We start from the raw sequence: 14683 nt of genomic DNA, 5'->3' as shown, positions 1-14683 counted from the left end.
GCATAGCACGGCCCGCTCCGCCGGCTCGGGTGAGTTTCCTCACGCCGGGTGCCGCAGACGGGTGATTTGGGCGGTAATCGAGCATAGGTGTGGGGCCGACCTGCGTATATTCCCTCGGACGGGTGAAGTCGCTTCAGATCTGGCCGGAACCAGCAACCTGCGGAGCCGGTTCGCCGTCAGATGAGGGAACCCGGCATTCCGCCCGGGCCCGGATGTGGGGCTGCGGCCCACCCGGATGCACCCCCCGCTCCCGCACCCGGCGCGGCCGGGGCGGACCCGCCCCGCACCAGGCCGTCCAGGCGAAGGAGGAGAGCATGCGCATCACCGGCGACCACACGGCGCTGGCCATCGAAGGCCGCCTCGACGTGCGCACCGCCGCCGACGCGCGGGCCCGGCTGCACCAGGCGGTGGACGGCGGCCTCGGCGACCTCGTGCTCGACCTCGCCCGGCTGGAGTTCTGGGACGCCACCGGGCTCGGCGTGATCATGGGCACCCACCGGCGGGCCGGCCGGATCGGCCGCCGGCTGGTGCTGCGCTCCGTCCCGGCCCAGCTCCAGCGGCTGCTGGTGGCCACCAAGCTGCACCGCATCCTGACCGTCGACGGCGTCACCGAGGCGCACGGAGTCGCTCTGTAACCCCTGCCGCACCGCGCGCCTGCGCACCCCCCGGACCCCACCGCGCAACGTCCCTGGTCAGCGGGGCCGACCGGGCGTCGGCCGTGGACCGCTCTGCACGGCCGGAGCCGGATGTGCAAGAGTCTGCCCGTCAGAAGACGGCCGCCGGGCTGCCTCCAGCCCGGCCACGGCCGCGACCGGGGACGTCAGCCGGGTGGCGCGGGACGCCGTCGGCCGAGCACGATGCGGAGCAGAACGTGGCACAGCCATCCGGGGAGTTCCGGCAGGAGGCCGTCCGCATCCGAGGCGGCGAACTGGTCTCCGGCGGCCTGCTGGTGGGCGTCGGCGCCCCGGACGGCTCCGAGGCCGGGACCTGTCCCGAGGAGTGGCGGCCGCGCCCGCGCCGGATCGAACGCAGCGAGCCCGCCCGCGGCCCGGTCGGCGGCGTCGGCCGCGCGGTCGGCCCGCTCGCGCTCGGCGCCGGGCCCGCCGACCTGCCGATGCTGGACCGCGAGAGCGACATCGCCGAACTGCTCGGCCTGCTCGCCGAGGGCCGCTCGATACGCCTGGTCGGCCAGGCCGGCTCGGGCCGCAGCGCGCTGCTGTCGGCCGTCGCCGAGGCCGCCGCCGACCTCGCCCCCGGCGGCGTGGTGCAGCTCTGCGGCCACCGCCGGACCGTTCCCGACCTGCTCCAGGACCTCTTCGCGGCCACCCACCACGCACCCGGCTACCGCCCCGACCCCGGGCAGCTGGCCGCCCACCTCGCCGAGGTCGGCGCGATCGTGGTGATCGACGCCGCCGAGCCCTCCGGCGCCGAGCTGGAGCAGCTGCTCGCCGCCGCCCCCGGCTGCGCCTTCCTGATCTCCGCCGCCCCGGACGGCCCGCCGCTGCCCGCCGGCTCCCGGCTCCAGGACCACCTGGTGGCCGGACTCTCCCGCTTCGCCTGCCTCGCCCTCACCGCCCGGCTGGCCGGGCGGCCGCTGGACGTGGCCGAGAAGGCCTGGGCGGTGGACCTCTGGTTCGAGTCCGAGGGCCTGCCGCTGCGCTTCGTCCAGGCCGCCGCGCTGCTGCGCCAGCGGGACGTCTCGGTGGACGCGCTGGTCGCCGCCGAGGACGACCGGATGGACGTCTTCGGAGCCGTCGACGATCTCGTCCACGACCCGGACCCGGCGATCCGGGAGAACGAGCTGCGCCGCACCGTCCCGCTGCCCTCGGTGGCGGAGACCGCCTCGCCCGCGGTCCGGCTCGCCGAGGGGCTGAGCGAGCCCGCGCAGGCCGTGCTGCGGCTCGCCGTCGCGCTCGGCGGCGAGTGCCCCACCGCGCCGCACCTGCCGGCGCTGATCGACGTCGGGCAGGGCGAGGCCGCCCTCGCCGAACTCGCCGACGCCGGGCTGGCGGTGTCCATCGGCGGGCACCGCCGGCTGACCGCCGGCGCGCTCGAACTGCTCGCCCCGCACTGGCCGGCCCGCGGCTGCGTCGACGGCGCCGCCCAGCACTTCGCCTGGTGGGTCGGGCACAGCTCGGTGTCGCTGGAACAGATCGCCGCCGAGGCCGAGGTGGTGATCGGCGTCCTGCTCGCCGACCGCACCGCCGGGCGGCATGACGCGGTGGTCCGGCTCGCCCGGGCGGCGGCGCCCGCGCTGGCGCTGTCGCTGCGCTGGGGCGCCTGGGAGCGGGTGCTCCAGCTCGGTCTGGAGGCGGCCCGCCGGACCGGTTCCGCGGTCGACCAGGCCTGGTTCCACCACGAGGCGGGCGTGCACGCGATCTGCGTCCAGCAGCCCTCCCGGGCCATCGCCGAACTGGAGACCGCGCTCACCCTGCGGTCCTCGGCGGGCGAGCAGCGCGGGGTGGCCGCCGCCCGCCGGATGCTCGACCTGCTGCGCGCCGAGGGCCGACAGCTGCCGGCCGCCGCGCCCGCCGTGGCGGCGCCCGGCCGCGCGCCGGTGATCCGCAAGATCGCGGCCCGGGTGCCGGCAGGCCTGAAGTCCAGCAGGCGGCGCCGGGCGGCCGTGGTCTCCACGGCGGTGCTGACCCTGGGGGTGCTCGGCACGGCGGTGGCGATGAGCTTCAGCGGACCGGACGAGATCAAGGGGAGGGACCCGCACAACGGCCGGCTGGACGGCGGCAGCGGCACCCAGGACCCGCCGTTCCCGCAGTCCTCCGGCAGCGCCGGCCCGGGGACGGCCGGTGCCGAGCCGGGCGGTCCGGCAGGGCAGGGGGCCGGCCCGGAGCCGTCCGTGAGCGGCAGCGCCTCGCACTCGCCGAGCGCCTCGCCGACGAGGAAGCCGAGTTCCTCGCCGGGGGCGGGCGAGTCGCCGGCCCCGCAGCAGCCGCCCGCACCGGGTCAGCCGCCGGCCCCGCAGCCGGGGCAGCCGCAGCCGCCTCAGTCGACCGGGCAGCCCTCGAAGACGACGGAGCCGAGCCGCAGCCCGTCGTCGCCGGCGTCTCCCACGAGTTCGCCGCCGGCCGCGTCCGGGTCGCCGACCGCGCCGGGCGGGACGGCCGGCCCGACCACCCCGGGGCCGTCCTGAGCGGGCGGGAAGCGGACGGTCAGAACAGCTTGAGCTTGTCGTCGTCGATGCCGCGCAGCTCGTCGTAGTCCAGCACCACGCAGCCGATCCCGCGGTCGGTGGCCAGGACGCGGGCCTGCGGCTTGATCTCCTGCGCGGCGAAGACGCCCTTGACCGGGGCCAGCAGCGGGTCCCGGTTGAGGAGTTCGAGGTAGCGGGTGAGCTGCTCGACACCGTCGATCTCGCCGCGGCGCTTGATCTCGACGGCCACCGTGGCGCCGTCGGCGTCGCGGCAGAGGATGTCGACCGGGCCGATCGCGGTGGGGTACTCGCGGCGGATCAGCGACCAGCCGGTACCGAGCACCTCCATCCGGTCCGCGAGCAGCTCCTGGAGGTGCGCCTCGACGCCGTCCTTGATCAGGCCCGGGTCGACCCCGAGTTCGTGGGACGTGTCGTGCAGCACTTCCTCCAGCGTGATGATGAGCTTCTCGCCGGCCTTGTTCTCCACCGTCCAGACCCCGTCGGCCTCCTTGAGGACGCACGGCGGGGACATCCAGTTGAGCGGCTTGTAGGCGCGGTCGTCGGCGTGGATGCTGACGCTGCCGTCGGCCTTGACCAGGATCAGCCTGGTGGCGGAGGGCAGATGGGCGGAGAGCCGACCGGCATAGTCGACTGAGCAGCGGGCAATTACGAGACGCACGGTCGACCACGCTAGCCCACCAGGGCCAGTTGATGCGATTCCGCGACGACGGGGTGAAGAAAGCGCGAACCCGGCCAACATGGAGGTCCCGCGGTCCCGCTACCGCCCGTCGAGGTCTGGCGCCTCCACCCTCAGGTCGCTACGGTGTGTGACGGCACGCTTGCGGGATCGCTGTCAACGGGGATGGAGACTGCAGATGAACGATCCGACGGGATCCGGCCAATCTGGTGCGCCGCAACGTATTTCCGTAGCAATACCCAGGAACGACCGGCCTGTCGCGCCGTTGACTGCCACGCTGTTCTGAGCGCGTTCGGTGTCCAGGACGTCACGTCCCGTGGTGCCGCCGCGATCGCGTAGGTGTTGGAAACCCCTGTCCCTCGGTGTTCCGGACGCCCCACGCGAATCCGCCACCCTCACTGTGAGCTTGACCTACGCACGACCACCCGGGCGCCGCGCGGGTGGACCGCGAGAGGAGAATCCATGTCGCTCGACGTCTCACCGGCCCTGCTCGAGAAGGCCGAGCGGGGCGAGGTCGACGAGCGGGAATTCGTCGACTGCGTCCGCGTCTCGCTGCCGTACGCCTGGGACCTGATCAGCTCGCTGGTCGCCCAGGCGAAGGTCGACGGCACCGACTTCGCCGACAACCAGGTACCGCCGCCCAGCGAGCAGGCCCGTGGCCAGCTCCTGCGCGCCCTTGCCAGCGACGCCATCCGGGGCGCCCTCCAGCGCCACTTCGGGGTCCGGCTGGCCTTCCAGAACTGTCACCGGGTGGCGGTGTTCCTGCCGTCGGAGGCCAACGAGGCGCGGTACGACCGCTTCACCTCCGTCCGGGAGCAGCTGCTCAACCAGTCCGAGGAGCTGCGGGACTGCTGACTTCGTCGTACCCCGCTGCGGCGCCGGCCGCCCCCGTCCCCCGGTGCGGGGGGAGGGGCGGCGGCCCGGGCCCGTCCCCCGCGGGGTTCAGCCCAGCTGCGGCAGCACCTCGGAGCCGAGCCGGGAGATGTTCTGCAGGGTCGCCTCCTGGTCGCCGCTGCCCTCGGCGAGCAGGGCGAAGCGCCGGATGCCGGTGCGCTCGGCGGTGGCCAGCAGCCGGTCGGCGCACTGCCGCGGGGTGCCCACCGCGTGCAGGTCGCAGAGCAGCTCGGTGTACTGGCGCGGGTCGCGCATCGTGCGCTCGCGGCCGTCCACGGTGCGGTGGGCGCCGAGCCCGTACTCGAACCAGCCGGGCATCGCGTTCAGCAGCGTGGACCGGGCCGCCGCGGCGCGGTCGTCGACCTGGGCCACCCCTGCCGCGACGTGCTGGCGGCCGATCCGGCGCAGCTGCTCCTCGCTGCGCCCGGCGGCGAGCCAGGCGGCCCGGTACAGCTCCAGCATCCGCAGCTTGTCGTCGTCCCCGGAGTGCATGCCGAGCAGCATCGGCAGGCCGCGCTCGGCGGCCAGCCGCACCCCGCCCGGCGAGGTGCAGGCGACCACCACGGGTGGGCCGGCCACCGGCCGCCCGTCGACGGTGAGCTCCTCGCCGAGGCCCTCGTCGTCCCGGCGCTGGCGCGGGAAGCGCACGGGGCCGGAGCGCCCGCCGAGGCCGAGCCAGCTGCTCAGGCCCGGTCGCCGCAGGGGTTCGGTGGCGCGCGGCACCACCGTGACCTCGGGGAAGGCGAACTGTGGGCCGTCCGCGCCGACCCGGGAGCCGCGCAGCCAGCGCAGCAGCAGGTCCAGCCGCTCCGGGAAGCCGTTCTCGAAGGCGTCCACGCCGCCGCCGAACACGTCCAGGTCGATCCACGGCCCGCCGCGGCCCACCCCGAGCGTGAACCGTCCGCCGGAGGTGAGGTGCAGCAGCGCGGCCTGCTCGCCGAGCCCCACCGGGTGGCGGGTGGAGAGCACGCTGACCGCCGTGCCGACGCCGATCCGGCGGGTGCGGCCGAGCAGCATCGCGGCCAGCGTGGCGGCGTCCGGGCACACCCCGTACGGCACGAAGTGGTGCTCGGCCAGCCAGACGCTGTCCAGGCCCGCGCGTTCGGCCTCGACGGCGGAGCGGACGGTGCGCTCCAGCGCCTCTCCGTGGCTCTGCCCGGGGAACTGCGCGGACAGCAGGAACAGGCCGAGCCGCACCGGACCGGTGGACGGCGGCAGCGCGCCCGCCCGCTGGGGCGCCGGCAGCGGCTCGCCCGCGACGGCCGTCACCGGGGGGACGGAGGTCAGCGTCGGGCCGGGGGCGGGCGGCCGGATCCCGACGGGCCGACCGGTCTCGGCTCGGGCGCTGGTCTTGCTCATCGTTGGTCCTCCTCGGGTGCGCGCAGGGTCTGCGGGCCCCGCCTCTTCCCCTTGTGGGTATCCGATGTCATGTGCCAATGGCACGCGGAACCCTGAATTTCCCCGATGATCGGGTGGATCTGGGCAAAAACCCCGAAGTGCCGGACGGAGCCGTGATAGTGGCCGTGGGGGAGTCCGGCCGGCCGTAGGCTGGAACGACTCAGAGCCCAGGAGGAGAGGGAGTCCGCGTGTCTCCGCGCCGCAATCGGATCAAGATCGCCGCCCCCCGCGAGAGCGCCGAGGCGGCCGCCCCGCTCGGCGGTTCGCTGCGTCGCACCGAGAGCTACCGGGGCGAGGACTGGGTGGTCCAGACGGTCGCCGGGACGGCGGGGCGGTTCTACCGCTGCCCGGGCTGCGACCAGGAGATCCCGCCGGGGGTGGGCCACGTGGTGGCCTGGCCGATGCACGGCGCGGGGGTGGACGACCGGCGGCACTGGCACCGCGCCTGCTGGGGAGCGCGGGAGCGCCGGGCCTCCAACCTCCTGCGAGGCCGCGGCGCTCCGCGGTACTGACGCTCCCGCTGCGGGGCCGGCTACGCGTCGCGCCGCCTGAGCACCAGCGCACCGCCGACCAGCGCCGCCGCCGTCCAGGCGAGGCAGATGAAGAAGCCGGTCCACGGCCCGTACGGCTGGCCGTGCTGCTCGTACACCAGCAGCATCCGCGAGCCCGCGTAGTCGGGGAAGTAGTGGGCCAGGGTCCTGACCTTCGGCACCGCCGAGAGGATCGGCGAGAGCAGGAAGAAGAACGGCACCAGCACGCCGAGCGCGAGCGTCTGGTTGTGCAGCATCGTGGTGACGCCCGCCGAGAACAGGCAGAGCATCGTCAGGTACAGCGCGGCTCCGAACACGGCCCGCAGCACGTTCGGCTCGCCGATCGTGGTGGAGTGCGAGCCGAGCAGCGCCTGGCCGACGAAGAACGTGACGAAGGCCGTCACCAGCGAGACCGCGAGGGCCAGCGCGCCGAGCACCGCCGCCTTGCCGGTGAGCAGGGTGGCGCGCTGCGGGACGGCGGCGAGGGTGGCCCGGATCATGCCGCTGCTGTACTCGTTGCCGATCGCCAGCACACCGAAGACGATGATCGCCAGCTCGCCGAGCATGATGCCGGAGAAGGACGTCCCGGTGGCGTCGAACGGGGCCTGCCCGTTCCGGCGGAACTCGCTGAAGTCGGTGCTGGTGAGCAGGGACAGCAGTGCGCCGATGCCGACCGTGACGACGAAGGTCAGCGCGAGCGTCCAGACCGTCGAGCGGACGCTGCGGATCTTCGTCCACTCGGAGCGCAGGACCGCCGGGAAGGACGCCATCTCAGTTCTCCTCCTGCAGTGCCGTGGTGGTGGTCTTCCGGGTGCCGTCCGCCTTCCAGCCGGCGCCCCACGCGGTGGGCGCGCCGGCCGCGTCCCGGCCCGGTCCGTCGCCCGCGTGGTACTCCACCGAGTCGGCCGTCATCCGCAGGAAGGCCTCCTCCAGTGAGGCCTGCTGCAGGCTGAGCTCGTGCAGCACCACGCCGTTCGCGGCGAACAGCCCGCCGAGCCGGGCGATGTCGCCGTCGACCACCTCGTAGGAGCCGTCCGGGCCGGGCTCGTGCCGCAGGCCGGCCTCGGCCAGCGCGTCGAGCAGCCGCTCGGGTTCCGGGCTGCGCAGCCGTACGGCGGAGCGGGAGTTGCGCCGGATGAACTCCGGCATCGGCAGGTCGGCGAGCAGCCGCCCCCGGCCGATGACCACCAGGTGGTCGGCGGTGACGGCCATCTCGCTCATCAGGTGGGAGGAGACGAGGACCGTCCGGCCCTCGGCGGCGAGGCGCTTCATCAGGTTGCGGATCCAGAGGATGCCCTCCGGGTCCAGGCCGTTGACCGGCTCGTCGAACATGACGATCTCCGGATCGCCGAGCAGGGCGGAGGCGATGCCCAGGCGCTGGCCCATGCCGAGCGAGAAGCCGCGGGCCCGCTTGCGGGCCACCGGGGTGAGGCCGACCAGGGCGAGCACCTCGTCCACCCGGCGTGCGGGGATGCGGTTGCTCTGGGCGAGCCAGAGCAGGTGGTCGCGGGCGGTGCGGCCGGGGTGGACGGCCTTGGCCTCCAGCAGCGCGCCGATGTACTTGAGCGGTTCGCTGAGCTGCCCGTAGTGCTTGCCGTCGATGGTGACCCGGCCGGCGGTCGGGCGGTCGAGGTCGAGGATCATGCGCATGGTGGTGGACTTGCCGGCGCCGTTGGGGCCGAGGAAGCCGGTCACCACCCCCTGGGGGACCCGGAAGCTGAGACGGTCCACCGCAAGCGTCTTGCCGTAACGTTTTGTCAGTTCGTGCAGCTCGATCATTCGCGCTCCCACAGTTCCTTGTCAGGCTAGGACAAACGGGGCATCGCGGCCCGCTGGGTGGGCCCGCCAGGCGCACCGGAATAGGTTGGAGACATGAGCGAGCGAAGCGAGCGAGTCATCGAGAGGTGCGCATGGGCGAAGGCCCCCGCCGAGCGAAGCGAGGTGGGCGCATGAGCGAGCTCCCCTCCGCAGTGTCGGTCCGCGAGAGCGGTACCGGAACACCTCTCGTGCTGTTGCACGCCTTTCCGTTGAACGCCTCGATGTGGTCGTCCCAACTGGACGCGCTGCCCGGCCTGACCGGGGACGAAGCGCGCGTGCTCGCCCCCGACCAGCGGGGGTTCGGCGGCACCGGGCTGGGCGCCGACGAGCCCTCGCTGGACCTGCTCGCGGACGACCTCGCACTGCTGCTGGACGCGGCCGGGATCGAGCGCGCGGTGGTCGGCGGGCTCTCCATGGGCGGCTACGTGGCGCTGGCCTTCGCCCGCCGCCACCCCGGCCGGCTGTCCGGACTGCTGCTGGCCAACACCCGGGCCACCGCCGACACCGACACGGCACGGGCCAACCGGGAGCGGATCGCCGCCGTCGTCACCGCCCGGGACAGCGTGCAGCTGCTGCTGGACGAGCAGGTCGCGGCCGGGCAGCTCGGGCCGGACTCGCAGCACCTGGTGGAACGGGTGCAGGCGATGGTCGCCGCCGCGCCGCCGGCCGCCGTCGCCTGGGCCCAGCGGGCCATGGCGGCCCGCCCCGACGCCCTGGACGTGCTGGCCGCCCTGCGGGTGCCGGTCGCGATCGTGGCGGGCGCCCAGGACGCCCTGGTGGCGCCGGAGGAGGCCGAGCTGATGGTGCGGGCCCGGCCCGACGCCGAGCTGACCCTCCTCCCGAGGGTGGGCCACCTGAGCGCCCTGGAAGCGCCCGAGGCCTTCGACGCCGCCGTGCGCACCCTGCTCGCCCGGGTGGCCGCCGGATGAGCCAGGAGAGCCAGGACGCGGCGGCCTGGGACTTCTCGGCGCTGGAGGTGACCGGCCGGATGCCCGTGACCAACCGGGGCGAGGGGCTGGTCGAGCTGACCCTGGAACCGCTCGGCGAGGACTACTGGATGCGCCCGGGTGAGACCTTCATCGTCACCTCGTACGGCGACTACGGGCCCGGGCACCCCTTCGAGGTGCAGTACTGGCCGGACTCGGTGTCGGTCTGGTGCACCTCCTGGTTCGGCACCGTCTCGGACGACGAGGGCAACCAGCTCAGCAGCGGGTACCAGCGGCCGGACGGCGCCTACCCCCGGTAAGGGGCCGTCCTCGACAGGCCCTGGACGCGCCCGGGGCGATGACGGCGCGAAAGCCGACAGGCCCTCACCCGGGCGGGTGAGGGCCTGCGGTGCTGCCCGGTCCGGCGTGCGTCAGCGCGACTGCTGGGCGGGCACGCCCATGGTGTCGTCGTTCGGCAGCGAGGCGGCGGCCACGGCCGCGCCGGTCAGCGTCGCCAGCATCTCGCGGACGTTGGTCAGCTGGGCGTTGATGCTGTCGCGGCGGTTGGTGAGCGCCGCCAGCTCGCGCTCGGATTCGCTGCGGATGCGGTCCGCCTTGGCGTTGGCGTCGGCCACGATGTCCTCGGACTGGCGCTGGGCCGTCTCGACGGTCTGGCGGGCGCGGCGCTCGGCGTCGGTGCGCAGCTTCTCGGCCTCCAGGCGCAGCTGCTCGGCCCGGTGCTCGATCTCGGCCAGGCGCTTCTCCGCCTTGGCCTGACGGGCGGCCAGGTCGCGCTCGGACTGCTCGCGGCGCTTGGCCAGGTTGGTCTCGAACTCCAGCGCGGCCTGGGCGGCCTTGGTACGGGTGTCCTCGAAGAGGGCGTCCGCCTCCTCGCGCTTGTTCTGGGCGTCCTTGTTGGCCTCGGCGCGCAGCTGGGCGGCGTCGCTCTTGGACTTGTCGACGATCCGCAGCCCCTCGTCCTCCGCCTTGGCCTTGCGGTCCTTGGCGTAGTTCTCGGCCTCGGTGCGGACCTGCTGGGCGGCGGCCTCGGCGAGCTCACGGTGCTGCTCGGCGGCGCGGTGCGCCTCGTCGCGCAGGTCCTTGGCCTCCTCCTCGGCGAGTCGCAGGATCTTCTCGACCCGGGCGCCGAGACCGGCGTAGGAGGGCTCCTGCTCGACGACCGCAGCCTGGGCGGACTGGGTCTCCAGGTGGAGCTCCTCGATGCGCTTCTCCAGCGCGCTGATCCGGGTCAAGGCACTGTCACGGTCGGCCACCAGCTTGGTGATCCGCTCGTCGACCTGGGCGCGCTCGTACCCACGGCGCACCAGGTCGAAGCCGTGAGGGGAGTGACTGTCGCTCATGGGGTTCTGGGCTTCCTGTCGTCAAACCGCTGAGGTGGTTGAGGGAATCCTGACACGGTACCGGAGTGTCGACGGCTATACGTCGTTCTCTCACGGACAATGACCGCCAATGTCCGCTCAATCGGGTGGTGAGCTCTTGGAGCGATTGCCACCCGACCGGGGGGAGCCAACTCCGGCACCGGCCTTGGCACCCCCGTCCTTCTTGCTGCTGCTTCCCCCGTTGGCCTGGGCGACCGGTGACGGCGCCTCGAATGCCTCCAGGGCGGACAGCACGTCCTGGACCCTGGAGATCTCGGTGTTGATGTCCTTGCGGCGGCGCACCAGTTCGTCCAGCTCGCGCCGGCCCTCGTCGGTGGCCCGCTTCGCCTCGGCCTTCGCCTCGGCGAGCAGCCGCTCGGCCTCCGCCTTCGCCCGCTCGATCTGCTCGTCCGCGGCCTCGTCGGCGTCCCGCAGCCGCTTCTCCGCCTCGGCGGAGGCCTGGTCCAGCCGCTCCTCGGCCTCGGTCTCGGCCGACTGCAGCTTGGCCTCGGCCTTGACGATGAGCGCCTCGGCGCGGTTGGTGGAGCCGGCGAGCTTGGTCTCCGCCTCCTTCAGCAGGCCCTCGGCCTTGCGGACGGCGGAGATCCGGACCTTGCTGGCCTCCGCGGAGGCCTCCGAGGTCAGCTCGGCCGCCCGGTCCTCGGCCGCGGCGACCAGGGCCGCTGCGCGGTCCTCGGCCTCGGCGACGGTGGACACCGCCTGCTCCTCGGCCTCGGTCAGCTGCTCCTGGGCAGCCGTCACCAGCGCGTCCACCCGCTCACCGGCCGACTTCATGGCCGCCGCGTTCTCCTTGCGGGCGCGCTCGTGCAGGGCCTCGACCTCGGCATCGGTGCGCTCGCGCAGCTCCTCGGCGCGCTCGCGGATCGCCGTCGCGTCCCGGCGGGCCTCGGCGAGCAGGGCGTCCGCATCGGAGCGGCCCTTCTCGACCTCGCCCTGACCGGCCGCCTCGCCGGCGGCGACCAGCCGGTCGGCCTCCTTGCGGGCGGCGGCGACCATCGCGTCCGCCTGCTCCTCGGCGGCGGCGGTGGTGGCCAGCGCGGTGGTCTGGGCGTCCTCCCCGAGCGCCTCGGCGTCCGCGAAGGCCTTCTCCAGGACGGACTTGGCCTGCTCGCGGGTGGCCTTGTCGAACTGCTCGGCGGCCTCCCGGGTCTGCGCGTCGTAGGCGTCGGCGCGGGAGTGGGTGTCGGAGTCGTACTCGTCGGCCAGGGTGCGGGTGGCGAGGGCGTACTCCTCGGCCTCGGCGCGCAGGCCGGCGGACAGCTCCTCGGCGTCGGCGACGGTGCGGGCGCCCTGGGCCTCGGCCTCGGCCACCGTACGGGCGGCCTGCGCCTCGGCGTCGGCGCGCAGCTGCTCGGCGGCCTCCTGGGCGGCGTGCAACTCGGCCTCGGCGTCCGCACGCAGCTGCTCGTCGTACGCCAGGGCCTCGGCGCGCAGCCGGCCGAGCTCGTTCTCGGCGGCCTCCCGCTCGGTGGCCAGCTCCAGCTCGGTCTGCTCGCGCAGGGCGGTGGTCTCGGCCTCGGTGCGGGCGCGCAGGTCGGCGGTCTCGCGGTCGACGAGCTCGCGCTGCTCGGCGGTCTCGCGCTCGACCAGGGCGCGCAGCTCGGCGGCGTACGCGTCGGCGGATTCGCGCTGCTCGGTGGTCTCCCGCTCGGCGAGGGCGCGCAGCTCGGTGGCGTCCTGCTCGGCGGCCTCGCGGACCTCGGTGGCGTCCTGCTCGGCGGCGGCCTTGAGCGCGGCGATCTGCTCGGCGGCGGCCTCGTGCATGCCGGCCACCGACTGGCGGACCTCGGCGGCCTCCTCCTCGGCGGCGGCCACCAGCTCGGTGCCCTCGGCCTTGGCGGTGGCGATCAGCTCGGCGCGGTCGGCCTTGGCCTGCTCCAGCTCGGCGGTGGCCTCGGCGCGGATGCCGTGGGCGGCGGCGCGGGCCTCGGACAGCTGGCGGCCGGCCTCGGCCCGGACGGTCCCGGCCTGCTCGTTGGCCAGGGCCAGCTCGGCGGCGGCCTTCTCGCGGGTGGCCTTGGCGTCCTTGGCAGCCTCGGCCCGGCGCTGCTCGGCGGTGGCCTCGGCGCGCTCCAGCACCTCGTCGGCGGCGGTGCGCTGTTCGGCGGCGTAGGCGTCGGCGGCCTCGTGGATGTCGCCGGCGTAGGTGTCGGCGGCCTCGCGGACCTCGGCGCTGTGCTTGTCGGCGGCCTCGCGGACCTCGGCGCTGTGCTTTTCGGCCGCCTCGCGGACCTCGGCGGTCTCGGCGGCGGTGCGCTTGGTGAGCTCGGTGGCGTGCTGTTCGGCCTCGGTGCGGACGCGGTCGGCGTAGGCCTCGGCGGTCTCGCGCTGCTGGGTGGTCTCGCGCTGGGCCAGGGCGCGTAGCTCGGTGGCGTCCTGCTCGGCCTCCGCCCGGGTCTCCGTCGCGTACGCGTCGGCGGTGGTGCGCTGTTCGGCGGCGTAGGCGTCGGCGGCCTCGCGGACCTCGGCGCTGTGCTTGTCGGCGGCCTCGCGGACCTCGGCGCTGTGCTTGTCGGCGGCCTCGCGGACCTCGGCGCTGTGCTTCTCGGCCGCCTCGCGGACCTCGGCGGTCTCGGCGGCGGTGCGCTTGGTGAGCTCGGTGGCGTGCTGTTCGGCCTCGGTGCGGACGCGGTCGGCGTAGGCCTCGGCGGTCTCGCGCTGCTGGGTGGTCTCGCGCTGGGCCAGGGCGCGCAGCTCGGTGGCGTCCTGCTCGGCCTCCGCCCGGGTCTGCGCGGCGGTCTGCTCGGCCTGCTCGCGGGCGGCCTCGGCGGCGTCCAGCTGCTCGGCGGTTTCCTCGCGCTCGCGCCGCAGCCCGGCGGCGGCCTCCTCGCGTTCGCGCCGGCTCTCCTCGCGCAGCGCGCTCGCGGCCGCCTCGGACTCGGCCCGGGTCCGGGCGGCCTCGGTGTCGGCCTCGGTGCGCACCCGCTCGGCGTCGGCCACCGCGGCGTCCCGGACGGCGTTCGCCTCAGCCTGAGCCTCGGTGGTCAGGGCCTCCGCCTCGGCGATCGCCTCGGCGCGCACCCGCTGGTCGAACTCGGTTGCCTCTCGCCGAAGTTCGGCGGTCTCGCGTTCGGCCGCGGACCGGTTCTCGGCGGCCGCGGCCTTGGCGGCGGCGAGTGCGTCCTGGCTCTGCTGCTCGGCGGCCTCGGTGATCTTCCCGGCCTCGGCGCGGGCCCGCGTCAGGGTCTGCTCGGCCCGGCCCTGGGTCTCGGCGGCCTGCTCCTGGGCCTGTTCGCGCAGCCGCTCGATCTCCCCGGCGGCACCCGCACGCAGCTCGTCCGCGTCGGCCTTGGCCTTGGTGAGCAGTTCCTCGGCGTTCTTCGCCGACTCCTCGATCTGGACCACGGCCTGGCGCCGGGCCTCGCCGCGCACCCGGTCGGCCTCGGCGGCGGCCTGGGCGCGCAGCTCCTCGGCCTCGGCCCGCAGCCGGGCCGCCTCGTCCTGCATCCGCTCGATCTGCTCGCGGATCGCGGCGGCGTCGTCCAGGGCGGCGTTCTGGGCCTGCTCGACGGCGGCCTGGGCCTGCTCGCGCAGCCGCTGTGCCTCGGCGGAGGCCTCGGCGCGGATCCGCTCGGCCTCGGCGGCGGCCTCACCCCGGGCGGTCTCGGCGTCCTTGTTGGCCCGGCCGAGCACCTCCTCGGCGGTCTTGGCGGCCTTCGCGAGGTGGACGGTGGCGTCCTTGGCACCGGCCGCCCGGCCCTCCTCCAGGGCCTCGCCGCGCAGCCGCTGGGCGTCGGCCGCGGCCTGCGCGCGCAGCTCGGCGACGTCCCGCTCGGCCAGGGCGCGCAGTTCGGCGATCGCCGCCTCGGCCTCGGCCTTCAGTTCGGCGGCCACCGATTCGGCGGTGGCCCGCAGCCGCTCGCCCTCCTCGGCCG

General features: G+C 74.8%; 12 protein-coding genes. 6 read left to right on the top strand and 6 right to left on the bottom strand.

What is annotated here, in order from left to right:
• Nucleotides 1-314 precede the first annotated feature (314 nt).
• On the top strand, nucleotides 315-635 hold the full coding sequence (locus ACFU7Y_RS24715; RefSeq protein ID WP_224277544.1) for an STAS domain-containing protein: 321 nt from the start codon (nucleotides 315-317) through the stop codon (nucleotides 633-635).
• 236 nt (nucleotides 636-871) lie between these two features.
• On the top strand, nucleotides 872-3145 hold the full coding sequence (locus tag ACFU7Y_RS24710) for an ATP-binding protein (RefSeq protein ID WP_380769669.1): 2274 nt from the start codon (nucleotides 872-874) through the stop codon (nucleotides 3143-3145).
• Nucleotides 3146-3164: 19 nt separating this feature from the next.
• On the opposite strand, the gene nucS is transcribed toward ACFU7Y_RS24710, so the two are convergent.
• Nucleotides 3165-3824, bottom strand: coding sequence for an endonuclease NucS (gene nucS / locus ACFU7Y_RS24705; RefSeq protein ID WP_224285208.1), 660 nt, complete (start codon nucleotides 3822-3824; stop codon nucleotides 3165-3167).
• A gap of 480 nt (nucleotides 3825-4304) precedes the next feature.
• Here nucS and ACFU7Y_RS24700 point away from each other — a divergent pair, with 480 nt between their 5' ends.
• Nucleotides 4305-4697 (top strand): SCO5389 family protein, encoded by a 393-nt coding sequence (locus tag ACFU7Y_RS24700; RefSeq protein ID WP_045694845.1) that lies wholly within the window; start codon nucleotides 4305-4307, stop codon nucleotides 4695-4697.
• Nucleotides 4698-4784: 87 nt separating this feature from the next.
• Here ACFU7Y_RS24700 and ACFU7Y_RS24695 read toward each other — a convergent pair whose 3' ends face one another.
• The gene (locus ACFU7Y_RS24695; protein ID WP_380769671.1) at nucleotides 4785-5933 is read right to left on the bottom strand and encodes an LLM class flavin-dependent oxidoreductase; all 1149 of its coding nucleotides are present in this window, start codon (nucleotides 5931-5933) and stop codon (nucleotides 4785-4787) included.
• Nucleotides 5934-6322: 389 nt separating this feature from the next.
• On the opposite strand from ACFU7Y_RS24695, the gene ACFU7Y_RS24690 reads away from it, so the two are divergent.
• Nucleotides 6323-6646, top strand: coding sequence for an ATP/GTP-binding protein (locus tag ACFU7Y_RS24690; protein WP_224283207.1), 324 nt, complete (start codon nucleotides 6323-6325; stop codon nucleotides 6644-6646).
• A 20-nt stretch (nucleotides 6647-6666) separates the two neighbouring features.
• Here the strand turns inward: ACFU7Y_RS24690 and ACFU7Y_RS24685 are convergent, their stop codons facing one another.
• Nucleotides 6667-7434, bottom strand: a complete 768-nt coding sequence (locus ACFU7Y_RS24685; protein ID WP_224283206.1) for an ABC transporter permease subunit — start codon at nucleotides 7432-7434, stop codon at nucleotides 6667-6669.
• Between the two features lies 1 nt (nucleotide 7435).
• Entirely contained in the window at nucleotides 7436-8443 is a 1008-nt protein-coding gene (locus ACFU7Y_RS24680) for an ABC transporter ATP-binding protein (protein WP_380769668.1), read from the bottom strand.
• A 170-nt stretch (nucleotides 8444-8613) separates the two neighbouring features.
• Here ACFU7Y_RS24680 and ACFU7Y_RS24675 point away from each other — a divergent pair, with 170 nt between their 5' ends.
• The gene (locus ACFU7Y_RS24675) at nucleotides 8614-9411 is read left to right on the top strand and encodes an alpha/beta fold hydrolase (RefSeq protein WP_224283204.1); all 798 of its coding nucleotides are present in this window, start codon (nucleotides 8614-8616) and stop codon (nucleotides 9409-9411) included.
• Nucleotides 9408-9728, top strand: coding sequence for a hypothetical protein (locus tag ACFU7Y_RS24670; RefSeq protein WP_224283203.1), 321 nt, complete (start codon nucleotides 9408-9410; stop codon nucleotides 9726-9728). Before ACFU7Y_RS24675 ends, ACFU7Y_RS24670 begins: the two co-directional genes overlap by 4 nt.
• A gap of 111 nt (nucleotides 9729-9839) precedes the next feature.
• Here the strand turns inward: ACFU7Y_RS24670 and ACFU7Y_RS24665 are convergent, their stop codons facing one another.
• Together ACFU7Y_RS24665 and ACFU7Y_RS24660 are read right to left on the bottom strand one after the other, a co-directional pair.
• On the bottom strand, nucleotides 9840-10769 hold the full coding sequence (locus ACFU7Y_RS24665; protein WP_224283202.1) for a cellulose-binding protein: 930 nt from the start codon (nucleotides 10767-10769) through the stop codon (nucleotides 9840-9842).
• 117 nt (nucleotides 10770-10886) lie between these two features.
• A complete protein-coding gene (locus ACFU7Y_RS24660; RefSeq protein ID WP_380769670.1) occupies nucleotides 10887-14663 on the bottom strand; it encodes a hypothetical protein in 3777 nt (1258 codons plus the stop codon).
• Nucleotides 14664-14683 lie beyond the last annotated feature (20 nt).

It is taken from the genome of Kitasatospora sp. NPDC057542 (assembly GCF_042801945.1).
GTDB lineage: Bacteria > Actinomycetota > Actinomycetes > Streptomycetales > Streptomycetaceae > Kitasatospora.
This window is presented reverse-complemented; position numbering and strand designations above follow the sequence as displayed.